The 19,033-nt window shown below is 56.4% G+C and carries 18 protein-coding genes; 17 read left to right on the top strand and 1 reads right to left on the bottom strand.

Annotated elements, in window-relative coordinates; genetic code table 11:
- Positions 1-18 precede the first annotated feature (18 nt).
- The 16 genes from pyrH (at position 19) to IFT53_RS18335 (ending at position 14,899) form a co-directional block, all read left to right on the top strand.
- Complete coding sequence (gene pyrH / locus IFT53_RS18410; protein ID WP_042619736.1) at positions 19-741, top strand: UMP kinase; 723 nt, start codon at positions 19-21, stop codon at positions 739-741.
- Positions 742-805: 64 nt separating this feature from the next.
- The gene (frr, locus tag IFT53_RS18405; RefSeq protein ID WP_042619405.1) at positions 806-1,363 is read left to right on the top strand and encodes a ribosome recycling factor; all 558 of its coding nucleotides are present in this window, start codon (positions 806-808) and stop codon (positions 1,361-1,363) included.
- 60 nt (positions 1,364-1,423) lie between these two features.
- Positions 1,424-2,167: an isoprenyl transferase gene (locus IFT53_RS18400; protein WP_192066769.1), complete on the top strand. Its 744-nt coding sequence runs from the start codon at positions 1,424-1,426 to the stop codon at positions 2,165-2,167.
- Positions 2,167-3,000 (top strand): phosphatidate cytidylyltransferase, encoded by an 834-nt coding sequence (locus IFT53_RS18395; protein WP_192066768.1) that lies wholly within the window; start codon positions 2,167-2,169, stop codon positions 2,998-3,000. Before IFT53_RS18400 ends, IFT53_RS18395 begins: the two co-directional genes overlap by 1 nt.
- A gap of 37 nt (positions 3,001-3,037) precedes the next feature.
- Positions 3,038-4,171, top strand: coding sequence for an RIP metalloprotease RseP (gene rseP / locus IFT53_RS18390; protein WP_192066766.1), 1,134 nt, complete (start codon positions 3,038-3,040; stop codon positions 4,169-4,171).
- A gap of 202 nt (positions 4,172-4,373) precedes the next feature.
- Positions 4,374-6,704, top strand: a complete 2,331-nt coding sequence (gene bamA, locus IFT53_RS18385) for an outer membrane protein assembly factor BamA (RefSeq protein ID WP_192066764.1) — start codon at positions 4,374-4,376, stop codon at positions 6,702-6,704.
- A 49-nt stretch (positions 6,705-6,753) separates the two neighbouring features.
- Positions 6,754-7,818 carry a UDP-3-O-(3-hydroxymyristoyl)glucosamine N-acyltransferase gene (lpxD, locus tag IFT53_RS18380; RefSeq protein ID WP_192066762.1) on the top strand — a complete coding sequence of 355 codons (1,065 nt, stop codon included), beginning with the start codon at positions 6,754-6,756 and terminating at the stop codon, positions 7,816-7,818.
- Complete coding sequence (gene fabZ / locus IFT53_RS18375) at positions 7,811-8,278, top strand: 3-hydroxyacyl-ACP dehydratase FabZ (protein WP_042619410.1); 468 nt, start codon at positions 7,811-7,813, stop codon at positions 8,276-8,278. The genes lpxD and fabZ overlap by 8 nt, the downstream gene beginning before the upstream one ends.
- On the top strand, positions 8,275-9,087 hold the full coding sequence (lpxA, locus tag IFT53_RS18370; RefSeq protein WP_192066761.1) for an acyl-ACP--UDP-N-acetylglucosamine O-acyltransferase: 813 nt from the start codon (positions 8,275-8,277) through the stop codon (positions 9,085-9,087). The genes fabZ and lpxA overlap by 4 nt, the downstream gene beginning before the upstream one ends.
- 3 nt (positions 9,088-9,090) lie before the next feature.
- The gene (locus tag IFT53_RS18365) at positions 9,091-9,957 is read left to right on the top strand and encodes a UDP-2,3-diacylglucosamine diphosphatase LpxI domain-containing protein (RefSeq protein ID WP_192066759.1); all 867 of its coding nucleotides are present in this window, start codon (positions 9,091-9,093) and stop codon (positions 9,955-9,957) included.
- A complete protein-coding gene (lpxB, locus tag IFT53_RS18360; protein WP_342365833.1) occupies positions 9,954-11,147 on the top strand; it encodes a lipid-A-disaccharide synthase in 1,194 nt (397 codons plus the stop codon). The genes IFT53_RS18365 and lpxB overlap by 4 nt, the downstream gene beginning before the upstream one ends.
- A 141-nt stretch (positions 11,148-11,288) precedes the next feature.
- Entirely contained in the window at positions 11,289-11,996 is a 708-nt protein-coding gene (locus tag IFT53_RS18355; protein ID WP_192066757.1) for a GntR family transcriptional regulator, read from the top strand.
- 11 nt (positions 11,997-12,007) lie between these two features.
- Positions 12,008-12,793 (top strand): transporter substrate-binding domain-containing protein, encoded by a 786-nt coding sequence (locus tag IFT53_RS18350; RefSeq protein ID WP_192066756.1) that lies wholly within the window; start codon positions 12,008-12,010, stop codon positions 12,791-12,793.
- Positions 12,794-12,862: 69 nt separating this feature from the next.
- The gene (locus tag IFT53_RS18345) at positions 12,863-13,534 is read left to right on the top strand and encodes an ABC transporter permease subunit (protein WP_192066754.1); all 672 of its coding nucleotides are present in this window, start codon (positions 12,863-12,865) and stop codon (positions 13,532-13,534) included.
- Entirely contained in the window at positions 13,531-14,190 is a 660-nt protein-coding gene (locus tag IFT53_RS18340; protein WP_192066752.1) for an amino acid ABC transporter permease, read from the top strand. Before IFT53_RS18345 ends, IFT53_RS18340 begins: the two co-directional genes overlap by 4 nt.
- Positions 14,168-14,899: an amino acid ABC transporter ATP-binding protein gene (locus tag IFT53_RS18335; RefSeq protein WP_192066751.1), complete on the top strand. Its 732-nt coding sequence runs from the start codon at positions 14,168-14,170 to the stop codon at positions 14,897-14,899. The genes IFT53_RS18340 and IFT53_RS18335 overlap by 23 nt, the downstream gene beginning before the upstream one ends.
- A gap of 93 nt (positions 14,900-14,992) precedes the next feature.
- On the opposite strand, the gene gltA is transcribed toward IFT53_RS18335, so the two are convergent.
- Complete coding sequence (gltA, locus tag IFT53_RS18330) at positions 14,993-16,282, bottom strand: citrate synthase (protein ID WP_192066749.1); 1,290 nt, start codon at positions 16,280-16,282, stop codon at positions 14,993-14,995.
- A 409-nt stretch (positions 16,283-16,691) separates the two neighbouring features.
- Between gltA and IFT53_RS18325 the strand changes: the two genes are divergently transcribed.
- Positions 16,692-19,028 carry a ComEC/Rec2 family competence protein gene (locus tag IFT53_RS18325; protein WP_192066747.1) on the top strand — a complete coding sequence of 779 codons (2,337 nt, stop codon included), beginning with the start codon at positions 16,692-16,694 and terminating at the stop codon, positions 19,026-19,028.
- The last annotated feature ends 5 nt before the right edge of the window (positions 19,029-19,033 follow it).

Genomic DNA, 19,033 nt, shown 5'->3' with positions numbered 1-19,033 from the left:
ATTCCTCAAGGAGTCATGATGTCTTCCAAGCCGCTTTATAAACGTGTTCTTCTCAAGGCGTCGGGCGAAGCCCTCATGGGCGATCAGGGTTTCGGCATTGATGTTGCAGTTGCAGACCGCATCGCATCCGATATTGCCGAGGCGAGAGCCATGGGTGTCGAGGTGGGTGTTGTTGTTGGCGGCGGTAATATCTTCCGCGGCGTGGCCGTTGCATCCAAGGGTGGAGACCGAGTGACGGGCGACCACATGGGTATGCTCGCAACCATCATCAACGCCCTGGCGCTCGCGACATCACTGCGCAAGCTCGATATCGACACCGTCGTGCTTTCTGCCATCGCCATGCCGGAAATCTGCGAGAGCTTCTCTCAGCGCGCGACGCTTTCTCACATGGCGCAAGGTCGCGTCGTGATTTTCGCCGGTGGCACCGGCAACCCGTTCTTCACCACGGATTCGGCAGCTGCCTTGCGTGCTGCTGAAATGGGTGCTGAAGCGATCTTCAAGGGCACTCAGGTTGACGGCATCTATTCTGCCGACCCGAAGAAGGACCCGACGGCAACGCGCTTCGAGGAGTTGACGCATTCGGAAGTTCTTGCCAAGGGACTTGCCGTCATGGACGTAGCAGCCGTTGCACTGGCGCGGGAAAACCACATCCCGATCATCGTCTTCTCGATCCACGAAAAGGGCGGTTTCGCGCAAATATTGACGGGTGGCGGTCGGAAGACCATCGTACACGACAAGTAACACCCGGCGCTGATTCCACGCTATACATAAGGCCGCGAGCGCCAAGAACTGATGGAGTATGAAAATGAGTGATGTTGACCTCAACGATATCAAGCGCCGCATGGACGGTGCGATCAATGCATTCAAGAGCGACATTGCATCGCTGAGAACCGGCCGCGCTTCTGCCAACATTCTCGATCCGGTCACGGTTGATGCCTACGGCTCCCGTGTGCCGCTTTCGCAGGTCGCAAACATTACCGTGCCGGAAGCGCGCATGCTGGGCGTGAACATCTGGGACAAATCGATGGTTGGCGCGGTTGATCGCGCCATCCGCGAATCCAATCTTGGTCTGAACCCGATCGTTGATGGCCAGAACCTGCGTATTCCTCTTCCAGAGCTGAACGAAGAGCGCCGCAAGTCTCTCGTGAAGGTCGCGCATGACTACGCGGAGAAGGCCAAGGTTGCTATTCGCCACGTCCGGCGCGATGGTATGGACGGCCTGAAAAAGGCTGAAAAGGATGGTGACATCGGCCAGGATGAAAGCCGTGCAAAGTCTGACAAGGTTCAGAAGATGACGGATGACACAATTTCGGATATTGATCGCTTGCTTGCTGAGAAAGAAAGAGAAATCATGCAGGTATAGTTGGTCGCAGACCAACAGCATATTTCCCTGTCAACGCCACGCTGCTTAAACTGGATCGAGATGTCGGACACTAGCCGTTCCTCACTACCCGAGCATGTTGCCATCATCATGGATGGTAACGGGCGTTGGGCTAAGCAGCGTGGGCTTCCGCGCATCATGGGCCATAGACGTGGCGTCGAAGCCGTGCGCGAAACGGTGCGGGCCGCGGGTGAATGCGGCCTGAAATATCTGACGCTTTTCGCATTTTCCTCGGAAAACTGGCGCAGACCAGAATCCGAGGTGAGCGATCTCTTAGGGCTTCTCAAAGCCTTCATTCGCCGCGATCTGGCGGATCTGCACAAGGAAAATGTGCGGGTTCGTATCATTGGAGACCGGCAGAGTTTGAAGGATGACATCCGCAGCCTGTTGATCGAAGCCGAGCAGATGACGGCCGCCAACACCGCACTGACGCTGGTCATCGCCTTCAATTACGGTTCGCGCGATGAAATAGCCCGCGCGGCGGCATCGCTGGCAGCAGATGTTGCGGCAGGCGTGTTGAGCCCATCTGCGATCAATGCTGACGCCATTTCTTCGCGCCTCGATACTGCCGGAATGCCGGACCCCGATCTCATTATCCGCACCAGCGGCGAAGAGCGGCTCTCCAACTTCATGTTGTGGCAGGCGGCTTACGCTGAATTTCTCTTCATTCCTGAGTACTGGCCGGACTTTGACCGCAAGACGTTTGTCTCTGCGATTGACCAGTATATGACGCGTGATCGCAGGTTTGGCGGCCTTTCGAGCCAAGTAGCTCTGGCGGGTGCCTGATGAGCCGGGAACTGAGGCTAAGGCTTATCTCCGGCATCGTGCTCGCTGCCGTCATACTCACAGCCACCTGGTACGGCGGAATGATGTTCCGCCTTGTCGCCGGGGTCCTGGCGCTATTGCTCTATTTCGAGTGGAGCACGATCACCAAGCTCTCCGATACAAACCCGACGGGCTATGCCTGGGGCTGGTTTTCGGTAGCGGTCATGGCTGGCAATACGATTTTCGGCGAGTCTTCGCTCGATCTGCCGCTCCTATCAGGTTTCGCGCTGACCGCAGCGCTCTTCCCGGTCTTGCGCGGTCGCAACTGGTGGCTGGTGGGCGGCATCGTCTATGCCGGTCTCAGTGGCATTTCCCTGGCGGCAATTCGCGGTGACGAGCTGACGGGCTTTGCAGCCATGGTCTTCGTCTTCGCCATCGTCTGGGCTACAGATATCCTGGCCTACTTTGTTGGCCGTGCCATCGGTGGTCCAAAGCTTGCGCCGGCCATATCGCCGGGAAAGACGTGGTCGGGCGCCATTGGCGGCACGGTTTCCGGCGTCGCTGCGGGCTCGGCGGTGGCCTATATTGATCACGGTCGCATCGGCATGGGCATCATTGGCCTTGCGCTGTTACTATCCGTTTTCAGCCAGATCGGCGATCTCTTCGAATCCTTCATCAAACGACGTTTCAAGGTCAAGGATTCCAGCAATCTCATTCCCGGACATGGCGGGTTTCTGGACCGGGTTGACGGTCTTGTTTTCGCCTGTTTTACCGTATTCCTCATTGCTGTCGTTCATGCGGCGATAACAGGTGATGTGCCAGGTTCGGGCAGCGGAATTCTTCCGGGGTTCTGACAAGCGTAGAGCGGCATTAGCGAAAGGCTAGACACATATGGAAATGGTGACGGCGACGGTTGGTTTTTTGACCGGGTACATGGTGCCGTTCATTCTCGTCCTTTCCCTGCTCGTTTTTGTTCATGAAATGGGACATTATCTGGTTGGGCGCTGGTGCGGCATACGATCCACAGCTTTTTCCATCGGTTTCGGACCGGAACTGATCGGCTTCACCGATAGCCGCGGCACCCGCTGGAAGATCTCGGCAGTGCCCTTGGGTGGCTACGTCAAGTTCTTCGGTGACGAAGACGTCGCCAGCAAGCCAGACAGCGATTCTCTTGCAGGTTTGACGCTGGAAGAGCGTTCACAGACACTTGGCGGCGCAAAGCTGTGGAAAAGAGCAGCGACGGTCGCTGCAGGGCCAATCGCGAACTTCCTTCTGGCAATCCTTATTTTTGCGGCACTTTTTGCAATTTACGGGCGGATGATTTCAGATCCGATCGTTTCTGAAGTGCGGGAAAACAGCGCCGCGCAAGTTGCAGGTGTTCTACCGGGTGACAGGCTAGTTGCAATCGACGGCGAAAATGTCAGAACTTTCGAAGACGTTCGTCGCTACGTTGCCGTCCGGCCAGCCACGCCGATTACGGTAACGGTGGAGCGCAATGGGCAGCAGATGGACTTAGGCATGGTCCCCACGCGGACCGAGACGACAGACCAGTTCGGTAACAAGATGGAATTGGGGATCATCGGTATCGTGACCGATCAAACCCGCGGAAACTTCAGGCATATCAGCTTTTCCCCAGGGGAGGCGCTGGTTGAAGGTGTGCGTGAGACGGGCCACGTTGTCACCGGAACCTTTGCCTATATCGGCAATCTGGTGACGGGGCGCATGAATGCCGACCAGCTCGGAGGGCCTGTGCGGGTCGCTCAGGCTTCGGGCCAGATGGCATCGCTTGGCTTTGCGGCTGTCATCCAGCTTGCAGCGCTGCTTTCGGTGTCGATCGGCCTGTTGAACCTCATGCCTGTGCCGGTTCTGGACGGGGGGCATCTGGTGTTCTACGCAATTGAGGCGGTGCGGGGAAAGCCGCTCGGCTCCGGCGCGCAAGAGGTCGCATTCAGGATTGGTCTTGCGATGATCTTCAGTCTGATGGTATTTGCGACTTGGAATGATATCAGCAGCTTGATCGGCTAAATTGGGCTTTTTAGGCTGTATTTTAAGGGGTCGTTTACCTTGTTTTCATGCGAAAGTGGCGATTGAGCCACGGTCGCACGCGAAGTAAACAGAAATTAACGGTCGGGCTTGCTTGTAGAGGAAAAGCAGGTAAAAACGACGACAGATGGCCGGAGTCGGGTTCCGCCCGCTGAGGGACAACGGGAAAAGGTAAGAATTGAAAATGAAGGCTGGTTCAAGATTTTTGAACGCGGTGTCGGCGGTTGCGCTGTCTGCTGGTGTTTCTTCGGTTGCGGCTCTCGGAGTTGTTGTCTCCGCTGGTGTTGCCAATGCGGCTGTCATCAGCAAGGTTGATGTTCGCGGTGCTGAACGCGCCGGTGCAGACGCTGTGCGCTCCAACATCACGATCGCTCCCGGTCAGAACTTTTCCAACGCTGACATCGATGAATCGGTCAAGCGCCTTTATGCGACGGGATACTTCTCCAACGTCAGCATGAGCGTTTCTGGCAAGACTCTCGTTGTTACGGTGAGCGAAAACAATCTCGTCAACCAGGTCGTGTTCAACGGCAACCGGAAGATCAAGGACGACAAGCTTCAGGGCATCGTTCAGACGCAGTCTCTCGGCCCATACGATCAGACGCTGGTAACTGCCGATATCGCTCGCATCAAGGATGCATACGCCGCGATTGGTCGTAGCGACATTCAGGTTACGACGCAGGTCGTGAACGTCGGCCAGGGCCGCGTGAACCTCGCTTTTGTGATCAACGAAGGTGAGCGCACAAAGATTGCGCGCATCGATTTCGTTGGTAACAACGCCTACAGCGATGGTCGCCTTGCTGCTGTTCTGAACACCAAGAAATCCAACATGCTGTCGTTCCTGACGCGTAAGGATGTCTACAACGAGGACAAGCTGCGCGCTGACGAAGAAGCGCTGCGCCAGTTCTACTACAACCGTGGCTATGCCGACTTCCGCGTGACGTCTTCTGACGCCGTGCTGGACGAAGCCACCAACGAATACACCATCACCATCAATGTGGATGAAGGTCAGCGTTACGCATTTGGTAATGTGGCTGTTGAATCCACCGTTCCTGGTGTTGATGGTTCGCAGTTGCAGGGTCTGGTCGAAACCAAGGCTGGTTCCGGTTACAGCGCCAAGGAAGTTCAGCAGAGCATGGAAGCCATTTCCAAGCGCGTTTCCGCTGAAGGCTATCCATTCGCTCGCGTCACCCCGCGTGGCGACCGTGATATGGCTGGCAACACTATTGGTGTGACCTATATCGTAGACCAGGGCGAGCGCGCTTACGTTGAGCGTATCGAGATCCGTGGCAACACGCGTACACGTGACTACGTGATCCGCCGCGAATTCGATATCAGCGAAGGCGATGCGTTCAACCAGACGATCATCTCTGCCGCCAAGCGTCGTCTTGAAGCTCTTGGCTACTTCTCCAAGGTTAATATCGGCACTTCGCAGGGCAGCGCGCCTGACCGCGTCGTGATTGTTGTGGATGTTGAAGATCAGGCAACCGGTTCGTTCGGTATCGGTGCTGGTTACTCGCAGAACGATGGCGCGCTTCTCGAAGCTTCCATCGAAGAAAAGAACTTCCTCGGTCGCGGCCAGTACATTCGTATTGCTGCTGGCGCCGGTCAGGATGATGCGCGTAGCTACAACCTGTCCTTCACAGAGCCATATTTCTTGGGCTACCGCCTTGCAGCAGGTTTCGACCTCTTCAAGAGCCAGAGCTCGAGCGAAGATTATTATGACTATGACGAGCAGGGCTTTGCGCTTCGCGTAACTGCGCCGATTACAGAAAATCTGGCGACGACGTTCAAGTACACCTACAAGCAGATCAATTATGATGGCCAGGGTGACTGGGATACTCCCGGTAATCTTGCTTCGCCTTACCGTGATTTGATCGCCGGTGGTGACTGGACGCAGTCCATCATCTCCAACACGCTGGCTTACAATTCTCTCGATGACCGCAACATGCCACGCGATGGCTGGCAGGGTGCGCTGACGAATGAATTTGCCGGTCTCGGTGGCGACTCCGAATACTACAAGATCTACGCCAAGGCTCGCTACTACCACACGCTTTCCGATGAGTATGACATCATCGGCTCGATCACAGGTCAGGCTGGGTATGTTGCACCAACGGGTGACAATCTCCTCGTCTTCGACCAGTTCAAGATCGGTGGACGTGTGATCCGTGGCTTCGAGAACGACGGCATCGGTCCTCGTATCAACGGCGACTCCATCGGGGGCACGACATATTTCGCGGCTTCTGCTGAAGTCACTGCGCCTATGCCGGGCATTCCTGAAGACTTCGGTCTTCGTGTTGCTGGCTTCGTGGATGCTGGTACTCTGTACGGTAACAAGGTCAACGTTTCCGGTGGTGAGACTGTCCAAGACGACAGCTCGATCCGTGCGTCTGCCGGTATCGGCGTCATGTGGGCTTCGCCATTCGGTCCTCTGCGCGTAGACTACGCAGTACCGTTCATGAAGGAAGACTACGACGAAGTTCAGAACTTCCGGTTTGGCATGTCCAACACTTTCTGATATCGGCAGTCCAGAACTGCAAGTTTGAACGTTCTGGAGTGTTCGGTTGATGGAATATAATGCTTTTTTTCCGCCCCACGAAGGCATGCGATTGAAAGATATCGCTGACCGTCTTGGGGCGGAACTGTCTGATGAAACGGCGACTGATCGTATGGTGCGTTCCATAGCACCCGTTTACAGGGCCAAGTCTGATCAGCTGTGCTACATCCTGTCTCGGAAGAACCGTGAGGATATCGAGACCTGTGACGCTGCGGCGATCATCTGTGATCCTGCGCTGCAATATCTTGTGCCAGCCCATATTCCGGCTCTGATTACCAAGCATCCGCATACGGTATTTGCGCAGGCTGGCGCCTTGCTGCATCCCTCAGCCATGAAGCCATCGGCTGTTAGTGGGCAGGACGAAGAAATTTCGGCTCTCGCGCATATCCATCCGTCAGCCAAACTTGAAGCCGGTGTGATTGTCGAGGCCTATGCCGTCATCGGTTCCAACGCGAATATTGGCTCCGGCACACGGATTGGCCCCGGCGCGATTATTGGCGAGGAAGTGCAGATCGGACGCGATTGCACGATTGCCGGTGGCGCGAGCATTCTGTCGTCACTGATAGGCAATGGCGTCATCATCCACAACGGCGCACGCATCGGGCAGGATGGCTTTGGTTACGCCCCTGGTCCACGTGGCATGCTGAAGATCGTTCAGATCGGGCGTGTGATCATTCAGGATCATGTCGAGATCGGCGCAAACACCACGGTCGATCGCGGTACGATGGATGACACCATCATTGGTGAAGGCACGAAAATCGACAATCAGGTCCAGATCGGCCACAACGTTCGCATTGGCCGCCATTGCGGTATCGTCAGCAAAGTCGGTATTGCCGGCAGCACGCGGATTGGCGATGGCGTGATGATCGGCGGTGCCAGCGGCATCAACGGACACATTTCCATTGGAGATGGCGCGCAGATTGCTGCGATGAGCGGCGTTGTTGCCGATGTGCCGGCTGGAGCAAAATACGGCGGCGTGCCAGCGCGGCCTCTGAAACATTTCCTGCGCGACATGGCAGAACTGCTTGCGCGCGCCGAGGAGCGAGACAAGAAGACAGGAGAGAAGAATGTCTGAAGAGACGAAGACGGTGCTTGGCGCGGCTGACATCCTTGAAGTGATGAAGCTGCTGCCACATCGTTATCCCTTTTTGCTGATCGACAAGATCATCGACATTGATGGTGATAGCTCCGCGACCGGCATCAAGAATGTTACGGTCAATGAGCCGCATTTCACCGGCCATTTTCCAGATCGTCCCATCATGCCTGGCGTGCTGATTGTTGAAGCCATGGCGCAGACAGCCGGAGCCATCTGCGCCCGCAGGCAGGGTGATGGCGGCCATCTCGTTTACTTCATGACGATCGACAATGCGCGCTTCCGCAAGCCTGTCGTGCCGGGCGACCGCCTGGAGATTTACGTTGTGAAGCAGCGCCAGCGCGGCAATGTCTGGAAATTCCATTGCGACGCCAAGGTTGATGGCGTTCTGGTGGCTGAGGCGGATATCGGCGCGATGATGATCCCCGAGGGTCAGCAATGAGCAAGATCGCGGCTTCGGCCAAGGTTCACCCCTCTTCATTCATTGAAGACGGAGCTGTGATCGGTCAAAACGTCGTCATTGGTCCGTTTTGTCATGTTGGCCCTAAGGTGACGTTGCATGATGACGTGCAATTGCTCAGCCACGTCGTTGTGCTGGGCTGCACGACTGTGGGCAAAGGCACAAAGATCTGGCCATCTGCCGTGATCGGCGGCGATTCGCAGAGTGCCCATCACAGCGCGGTTGATACAACGCTCGTCATAGGTGAAAATTGCACGATCCGTGAAGGTGTTACAATGAACACCGGCACGGTAGAGCATGGTGGAACGACAGTTGTCGGCAACAACAACCTGTTTCTCGCCTATGCGCATGTGGCCCATGACTGCCGTTTGGGGAACAACATCATCCTGTCCAATAACGTCATGCTGGCTGGCCATGTGACGATTGAGGACCGCGCCATTCTGGGTGGCGGCTCTGCCGTGCACCAGTTTACGCGCGTTGGCCGTCAGGCCTTCGTGGGTGGCCTCTCTGCGGTCAGCTATGATGTTATTCCCTATGGCATGCTGAATGGTAATCCGGGCATTCTGGGTGGTCTGAACATTGTCGGGATGACCCGCGCAGGCATCGAGCGCGCTGAAATTCACAAGGTTCGCCGTGCCTACAAGCAGATATTCGAAAGCGAAGGCAATGTGCGCGCCAATGCTGCCGCCATTCGTGAAGAGTATCTCGATTGCCCGCAGGCGCTGGAAGTCATCGATTTCATCGCGGCTGCCAATGAGCGGGCCATTTCGTCGCCCAACCGGGGAAAATAGCGCGTGCCACAGGATGCGGGGCGTCTGGCGATCATTGCAGGCAGCGGCTTTCTGCCCTTTTATGTGGCGCAAGCAGCACTCGACGCAGGCGAGACGCCCTTCATCATCCGCCTGCAAAACCAGGCTGATCTCGATTGGTCGGCGTTTGAAAACGCATGCATCAGCGTCGGTGATGTGTCGAGCCTTGGCAAGCTCTTGGCAAGCCATGGTATTGATCGCGTTGTGCTGTCTGGTGCGGTGTCTCACCGGCCCGAATGGCGGGAAATTCGCCCCAATTTCAAAATGATTGCAAAAATGCCGTCCATCATCCGCACGCTTCTGTCGGGCGGAGATGATACGGTGCTGCAAATGGTGATCGGGCTGATTGAGGCGCAGGGTGCGCGTGTCATCGGTGCCCATAACATCGCACCCGGTCTGCTTGCCACAACGGGCTCTTTGGGAAAAATCGATCCAAGCGATGAGGACCGGCGGGATATCGCCAAAGCGGCGAAGGCGGCACTCGCGCTCGGCGCGCTCGATGTAGGGCAGGGTGCGGTCTGCGTCGGTGGTCGTCTGGTTGCGCTTGAAGGCGTCGAAGGCACCGATGGCATGTTGGCCCGGGTCGCTACATTGCGTGCCGAAGGGCGTATTTCGAGCCGTCGAAAAGGTGTGCTGGTCAAGCTGTGCAAGCCGCAGCAGGATATCAGGGCTGACCTGCCCACGATAGGTCCATCGACCGTGCACAATGCCGCTAAGGCGGGGCTTGCCGGCATTGCAGTCGAGGCGGGCAGGGCATTCGTGCTGGATCGCGAAGCGATGTTGGCTGCGGCCGATGAAGCCGGGCTGTTTGTCTGTGGTATCGATACAGGCCTTGCGGGAGAGATGATGTGAGTGACACAGTTCTGAAACTCGCCGTCATTGCCGGTGAAGTCTCTGGCGATCTCTTGGGCGCCGATCTGGTTCGCGCCTTGAAGGTGCAGTATCCGGGCAAGGTTGAACTGGTTGGCGTTGGCGGGGATGGCCTGACCGGCGAAGGTCTGACATCGCTTTTCGATTATTCCGAACTGTCGATCATGGGCTTCACGCAGGTTCTGAAAAAACTGCCGCAGCTGATTGCGAGAATAAAAGAAACGGCAAACGCGATAATTGCAACCAAGCCAGATGTGCTGCTGATTATTGATAGCCCGGACTTTACGCACCGCGTGGCGCGCCGCGTTCGCAAAGCCATTCCGAACCTGCCTGTGGTCAATTACGTGTGCCCCAGCGTTTGGGCCTGGAAGGAAAAGCGCGCGCCGGCGATGCTTGATTATGTCGATCACGTTCTGGCGCTGCTGCCATTCGAGCCGGAAACCATGCGGCGATTGGGTGGCCCGCCCACAAGCTTTGTTGGTCACCGCTTAAGTGTGGACGCTGACCTGCTGGCTGTTCGTGAAAGGCGAGCCGAACGGGCGCTGCCAAAGGATGGGGAGCCGAGAACCATTCTTTTGCTGCCCGGCTCACGCTCAACGGAAATCACGCGACTGATGGAGCCGTTTCAAGGTGCTGCGGCTGCATTTGTGGAGCGCAACGGGCCGACACGATTCGTGCTTCCCACGGTTTCGAGACAGGAAGCGCGGATACGTGAACTTGCCGCATCCTGGCCAGATCATATCCGACCCGAAATCGGAGTCGATTCGGCATTCAAGTGGAATGCTTTTGCGCAGGCCGATGCGGCGGTTGCAGCATCCGGTACGGTCATTCTGGAGCTTGCGCTTGCCAATGTTCCGGTTGTTTCCGTTTACAAAACGGACTGGATCTTCACCATGTTGAGCAGGCGCATAAAAACTTGGACTGGCGCACTGCCAAACCTGATTGCCGATTACGCGGTGGTGCCAGAATATATAAACGAGGTTGTGCGCGCAGGCTCCATGTTGCGCTGGGCCGAGCGTCTTTCCGCCGATACGCTGCAAAGGCAAGCGATGCTGGAAGGTTTTGCGCTGGTGCGTGAGCGTCTGCACACAGAGCGTCCGCCGGGTGAGGTGGGGGCAGAGATATTGCTCTCAGTTTACCGCCAAAAGTCGGGCGCTGCGATCACGGCTTGATCCGCCCAATATTTGGCCGTGATGCGAAATATCGCTGTCTAAAAAATCATCATTGGTCATCGGCGCACATTTAAGTGCCATCGCGAAGGCCGTTTTGCAAAGTCCGCACAGAATGGCACGCACCTTGCTTTCTGATCTTGTATGCAAGACAGACATACAGGCGAGACAGATCAGAGTGCGATAGAACAGGCCATCTTTTCTGGCATCCTGTCTGCACGCATACGCCCCGGCACACGGCTGGGCGAATCGCAGCTTGCGGAAATATATGGCGTTTCCCGCACCAAGATCCGGGAAGTCATGATGCGGCTCGTCACACGCGGTGTCGTCGAGGTCAGCCCCCGTCGCGGCTGGTTCGTGGTGGAACCATCGGCCGAACAGGCGGTGATGGTTTATCAGGCGCGGCGCGTTATCGAGTTTGGCCTGCTGCGCACCATGACGACCCTTTCTCCCGCCGGGCGCCAGGTCCTTCTTGATCATCTAGATGAAGAGCGGGAAGCGCTGGCCGTGGCTGATCGTCAGCGCCTGACATGCCTGATGGGCGATTTTCACATCCGCATCGCCGAGATTGCCGGCAACGACATTATCATCGATCTTCTGCGGGACCTGACCGCACGCACAATCCTCATTTCGATGCTTTATCAATCCGACTTCCATGCTGCCCAATCCCATGAAGGGCACTGCCGCATATTTGAGGCGATGGATGCGGGCGATTTCGTGCGCGCAGCAGAGCTTGCCGTCACGCATCTGGATGAGGTCGAGACCGGGCTGGACCTCACGCGCCAGCGAGACCCGCTCCGGGACCTGCGCAGTTCACTATCCCTACCACCCCTTCATATTGCCAACTCATAGGAGAATTTGAAATGTTCAGCAGACGCATATTTCTCGCCACTATTGCCATTGCAGCCACCTCCAGCTTTGCAGCACCCGTCTTTGCCGATACCTTGAGCGACATTTCGTCTCGCGGTGCGATCCGCGTTGCCGTTCCGCAAGACTTTCCGCCATTTGGCAGCGTGGGCGTCGACATGGCCCCGCGTGGCTATGACATCGATGTTGCCAATCTGATTGCCGAAAAGCTGGGCGTAAAGACCGAGCTTGTGCCCGTAACCAGCGCAAACCGCGTGCCCTACCTCCAGACCAACAAGGTCGATCTGGTGATTTCGAGCCTCGGCAAGAATGCAGAGCGTGAGAAGGTGATTGATTTCTCCGTGGCCTATGCGCCGTTCTTCAACGGTGTTTTCGCGCCTGATGCGGTCAAAATCGAAAAGGCAGAAGATCTCGCAGGCAAGACGATTGGCGTCACACGCGGCGCGGTGGAAGACCTGGAGCTTACGAAAATCGCGCCAGCAGACGCCACCATCAAGCGTTATGAGGACAATAACGGCACGATCTCGGCATTCCTGTCAGGCCAGGTTGAAACCGTTGCCACCGGCAACGTCGTTGCGGCCGCCATTCTCGAAAAGAACCCGCCAAAGCGCCCGGAGCTGAAATTCCTCATCAAGAACTCGCCTTGTTACATCGGTCTGAACAAGGACCAGCCCGCATTGCGTGAAAAGGTCGATGCCATCATCGCTGCTGCGAAATCCGATGGCAGCCTGAACGCCATTGCACAGAAGTGGCTGAAGACGGATCTGCCGAAGGATATTTAAGATCATTGAGAATGCGCACCCCGTGATGATCCGGGGTGCGTGTCCCGTCTTTATCCGAAAGGACCCATCGTGAATTACACCTTCGAATTCGGGTGGCTTCTCGAATATTATCCTGCGATCGTGAAGGGAGTGCTCATCACTCTTCAGCTGATTGCGATTGGTGGTATCCTGGGAATCACTCTTGGTATTATCTGCGCCTGGGTCCGCGCGCTCGGGCCGCGGTGGCTGCGCCCGCCCGTTGCGCTTTACGTTGAACTGATCCGCAACACGCCGTTTCTGATCCAGCTCTTTTTCATCTTTTTCGGTCTGCCATCCCTCGGTTTGCAGCTGATGGAACTGACCGCCGCCAATATTGCCATGGTCATCAATCTCGGTGCCTATAGTTGCGAAATCATTCGCGCTGGCATTCAGGCTACCCCCAAGGGGCAGTTCGAGGCGGGCGCAAGCCTTGCCATGACGCGATTCGAAACGTTCCGTCATGTCGTGCTGGTGCCATCGCTGCAGCGCATCTGGCCCGCTCTTTCGTCTCAGGTGGTCATCGTCATGCTGGGTTCCTCCGTCGTGTCGCAGATTGCAGCCGAGGACCTGACCTTTGCGGCCAACTTCATCCAGTCGCGCACATTCCGCGCTTTTGAAGCCTATATGGTTTCGACCGTCATCTATCTCGGGCTTGCGATTTTGTTGCGACAGATATTGCTTGTGCTTGGCGGCTTCATATTTCCCAGAAGGAGCGTCAGATGATTGAGTTTTCCACCTGGGACATATTGAGAAACCTGCTTCTGGCCGCCCGCTGGACGGTGCTGCTTTCTCTGGTTTCGTTCATTGGCGGGGCGATGGTTGGCCTTGTTTTGCTGTTCATGCGCATTTCCAAGAAAAAATCACTGCGTGTCTTCTCCAAATATTATGTCGAGCTATTTCAGGGCACACCGCTTTTGATGCAGCTTTTCATTGCCTTTTTCGGGCTTGGGCTTGTGGGCATCGATGTTCCTGCTTGGCTTGCCGCCGGATTAACGATCATTCTGTGGGCGGCAGCTTTTTTGACGGAAATATGGCGCGGCTGCGTTGAAGCCGTTGCGAAAGGCCAGTGGGAAGCATCCGCAAGCCTTGGCATGGGGCGCTTCCAGCAGATGCGCTACGTCATTCTGCCTCAGGCCCTGCGGGTCGCCATTCCGCCTACCGTCGGCTTTGCCGTTCAGGTCATCAAGGGAACGGCGGTAACGTCGATCATCGGCTTCGTGGAGCTCTCAAAGGCCGGTACAATTCTTACCAACGCCACCTTCCAGCCATTCACCGTTTATGGCCTCGTTGCCCTTATTTATTTCGCGCTGTGCTGGCCACTCTCGAAGAGCAGCCAGATTCTCGAAAGGAAGCTTAATGTCGCTCATCGAAATCACTGAAGTCCGCAAGAGCTTTGGCAGCAACGAGGTGTTGAAAGGCATCAACCTCGATATCGAGCCGGGCGAGGTGATCGCCATTATCGGCAAGAGCGGCTCTGGAAAATCAACTTTGCTGCGCTGCATCAATGGTCTTGAGACCATCTCATCTGGTGCAATTTCGGTCGCAGGTGCCCAGTTCATCGACGATGAGCTTCATCTGAAAGCGTTGCGGTTGAAAGTCGGCATGATCTTTCAGCAGTTCAACCTTTTCCCGCATCTCAACGTTGGGGAAAACGTCATGCTGTCTCAAACTGTTGTCAAGAAAACGCCGAGGCCTGATGCGGAAGCCTTGGCGCGAAAGATGCTGGAGCGTGTGGGCCTTGCCCATAAGTTCGATGCCTATCCCGATGAACTTTCTGGCGGCCAGCAGCAACGAGTCGCCATTGCCCGCGCACTCGCCATGCAGCCGACAGCACTGCTCTGCGATGAGATTACATCGGCCCTTGACCCGGAACTGGTCGCTGAGGTTCTGGCCGTGGTGCGGGAGCTGGCGGCGGAAGGCATGACGCTGGTGATGGTCACGCACGAAATGAAGTTCGCCCGCGATGTCTGCTCCCGCGTTGTCTTCATGCACGAGGGAAAAGTCCACGAAATCGGCCCGCCGGAAGAGGTGTTCTCAGCGCCTAAGACAGCGGAGTTGAAGCAATTTCTGGGTGTGACGGCTCATTGACGCGCTGGGGTGGCGTCGATTCAGACGTTAGTGACGCAATAAAAAAAAGCCGGGTATTGACCCGGCTTTTTTCTTGTTTCGTTGCTTTCGCGCTTAGCGCTTGGAAACTGGCAGGTAGTCCCGCTTTGCTTCGCCGGTGTAGAGCTGGCGAGGGCGACCGATGCGCTGCTGCGGATCTTCGATCATTTCGTTCCACTGTGCGATCCAGCCGACGGTGCGGGCGAGCGCGAAGAGAACGGTGAACATGGTCGTGGGGAAGCCGAGTGCCTTCAGCGTGATGCCGGAGTAGAAATCGACGTTCGGGTAGAGCTTCTTCTCGACGAAATAAGGATCGGACAGAGCGATCTTTTCCAGTTCGAGCGCGACCTGCATGATCGGATCATCCGAATTGCCGGTGGCTTCCAGCACTTCGTACATCGTCTTCTGCATGATCTTGGCGCGCGGATCGTAGTTCTTGTAAACGCGGTGGCCAAAGCCCATCAGGCGGAATGGATCGTTCTTGTCCTTGGCGCGGGCAATGAACTCCGGAATGCGATCAACCGAACCGATTTCGTTGAGCATGTTGAGCGCAGCTTCATTCGCGCCGCCATGGGCAGGGCCCCAGAGGCAAGCGATACCGGCAGCGATACACGCAAACGGGTTTGCACCGGACGAGCCGGCGAGACGCACGGTCGAGGTCGAAGCGTTCTGCTCATGGTCGGCATGCAGGATGAAGATACGGTCCATGGCACGTGCCAAAACTGGGTCAACCTTGTAGTCTTCGCACGGTACGGCAAAGCACATGTTGAGGAAGTTGGACGCGTAATCCAGATCATTCTTCGGATAAACGAAGGGCTGGCCGATGTGGTATTTATAGGCCATCGCAGCAATTGTCGGCATCTTTGCGATCATGCGCAGCGATGCGACCATGCGCTGGTGCGGATCGGTGATGTCAGTGGAGTCGTGATAGAAGGCCGAGAGAGCGCCGACCGTGCCGCACATGACAGCCATTGGGTGGGCGTCGCGGCGGTAGCCGGTGAAGAAGCGGCTCATCTGCTCATGCACCATGGTGTGGCGCGTAACCCGGGTATCGAAGTCCTTCTTCTGTGCCGTTGTTGGCAGTTCACCGTAAAGCAGCAGATAGCAGGTTTCGAGGAAGTCACCCTGTTCGGCCAGTTGCTCGATAGGGTAGCCGCGGTGAAGCAGAACGCCTTCGTCACCATCGATGTAAGTGATCTTGGATTCGCAAGAGGCCGTCGACGTAAAGCCGGGGTCGTACGTGAAGGTGCCGGTGTTCTTGTAAAGCGTTCCGATATCTACGACCTTGGGTCCGATCGTGCCTTCCCGAACAGGAAGATCGACCGTGCTATCGCCGAGGGTCACTTTAGCGCTTGATTCCGTCATACCATACCTCCGATATATGCGGGCGATGCGGGATAACGCATCAGCCTGTTAAGCGTTACCGATTAGCTATATGATCCTAGTCATGATGCCAAGCTATCCAACCGGCAAATTGTGCATTGCGACACGCCAATATCCCAAAATGGTGCGATTCCGAGGCAGAGTGTTTCATTCTAGGTCAATGCTTCCTTAACTCAGCAAATGGTTGCAATAATACTTTGAGGGTTGCAAACTGAAAGGCTACGGCAGGGGGCGCCGGGCTTTGAATACGCAGAACGAAAAATATTACTTTAGCGAGACCCAGACGAGATTCATTCCGCATGGAGAACTCGATGACTTGCTGTCGCCCCTGCATACCTCAAGTGGTAACGCGCTTGCAAAAAACGCGCAATCGGACTTACGTCTAGGTGAGATGGCGCGGCTTAGGCGCCGGTTAAATATATGCCTTGCTGAAGAGGCAAATCATCGCCACGAATTTCTCTTCATTCCGGTGTTGATTGCTGCGGGGGCCGCCCTCTGGTTCAGCCTGCCGACCACGCCGCCGAAAGGGCTTCTGTTTTCGCTCGCCGCATTTGCCATCATCATCGTTTGCGCGCTATTTTATAGGAATGGCCCCATTTCCATGGCTTTGAAGGCTGGGGCGCTTGTGGTGCTGGGCATGGTGCTGGCTGATGGGCAGTCTCGGCGGGCGGGTACGATCATTCTCGATACCCCGGTTACGACCGAGATTGCCGGAACGGTGGAGCGCCGTGAACTGGATGCAAGGGGGAACTGGCGATATGTCGTTGCGCTGAAGCAGACATCAGCCCCGCAGCTTGCGCGCGCGCCGCGAAAGGTCTCGCTTGTCGCTCGCAGCCGGCATGAGGCGGTCGCGATTGGTGCGTCGATTACCGGCAAGTCACGTCTGTCACCGCCTTCCGGTCCGGCTCTACCGGGGCTGAACGATTTCGCCTTTGGCTCCTATTTCAGTGGCATTGGTGCAACCGGATTCTTTTATGGCGCGCCGCGAGTGTGGACGGATCCGGCAGGTGAGGCGCAAGGCGGCACGTGGGCAGGGGCGGCGGATCGGTGGCTTTATGCGCTGAGAAGCAACATAGCCAACCGCATTCGCGACCTGATCGGCGGTGATGCCGGAGCTTTTGCTGCATCGATTGTCACCGATGAGAGACGTGCCATATCAGGCGAAACGATGGAGGCTTTGCGCATTTCGGGCCTCGCGCATATCGTCGCGATTTCCGGGCTGAACATGGCGCTCGCGGCCGGTATTTTCTTTGTTGGCATGCGAACCGTATTCAGCTTCTTTCCCGGCTTTTCTCAACGATGGCCCGTCAAGAAAATATCCGCTTTTGCGGCACTTCTCATGACATTCTGCTACTATCTTATTTCCGGCTTTGCCGTCTCTGCGGAACGGGCCTGGCTAATGATGTCCATCATGCTGGTCGCGGTTCTGGTCGACCGGCCATCGATCAGCGTTCGAAATGTTGCGCTTTCGGCCATCGTCATCATCGTCTTGTCTCCCAACGAGGTGATGGGGCCGAGCTTCCAGATGTCATTTGCAGCGACGCTTGCTCTCGTGTCGGGCTTCGAGGCCTGGAGCCGGTGGATAGGAGAACGCGAGCGCCCTGTTATCGCGCATCCGCCGTGGTGGCTCAGCGCAGCTTCTAAATGCGCAACCATCATTGGTGGTGTAATCGTGACATCACTCATTGGCGGTCTTTCAACCGCGATCTACTCCATTGAACATTTTCACCGCATCACAACATACGGGCTGGCAGCAAATCTGGCAGCGATGCCAATCATGTCGCTCATTGTCATGCCGTTTGCGCTGATGGGCATGCTTCTCATGCCGTTCGGGCTTGATGCTCCGTTCATCAAGGTGATGGGGCATGGAATGGCAATGGTCATCGACATCGCGAATACGGTCTCAGGCTGGGGCGGGGATGTGACGATCGGGCGCCAAAACAGCTGGTTTCTCGCTGTGTCGACGACGGGTTTTCTACTGCTCGCTCTTTTACGTACTCGGCTTGCATTGATTGGTCTACCCTTTGTTGTTGCGGGTTTTTTACTGCTGGGCGCGGAGCAATGGCGCAGCAAGCCGGACCTTTTGATTTACGAGGATGGGTCGCTCGTGGCGCTCTTGTCGCAAGATGCGGTCGCAACCACAAAACAGCGGGCGTCGGGCTTTATCTATGACCAGTGGGCGAGGGCGCTGCCCCTGCCGGAGCGCCACATTCCAGCAGACGTGATTGATAAAGAAAAGTCACTGGATGGTGACGAAGAAAATCTGGATGATGCGCAAACCGGACGCCGCGCAACGCTGACGGAGCAAGCCAAAGCGAAAGAACGAGAGGAAATGCTGCGCGCGCTCCAGAACGCAGATGGATTCACCTGTCGAAAGAACAGTTGGTGCGTATCGAAATCCAAAAGCGGCGTGAGTGTTGCGGTGGTGCTCGACAGTGCATTCGCGGGATTGGCCTGCGATATCGCCAATATTGTCGTCACGACACGCAGCGTTCCGTTCACCACATGCCGTTCCGGCGCCATTCTCATCACCCAGGAAACCTTGCGCCGCACTGGTTCCATGGAACTATGGCTGGGCGATGCAACAAAGCCGGTCGTGACCGTAAGGGCTGCCATGCTGAGCGACAATCGGCCATGGACGGCGCACCGTCATTACGACTGGCGCGACAAAAGCTTCAACACAGAAATTCCGGCCCATATCGAAAACCTGCTCGCAGTCCGTCCGTAGTGCGC

The organism is Rhizobium sp. CFBP 13644 (assembly GCF_014842165.1).
GTDB classification, from domain to species: Bacteria; Pseudomonadota; Alphaproteobacteria; order Rhizobiales; family Rhizobiaceae; genus Agrobacterium; species Agrobacterium tumefaciens_C.
This window is presented reverse-complemented; position numbering and strand designations above follow the sequence as displayed.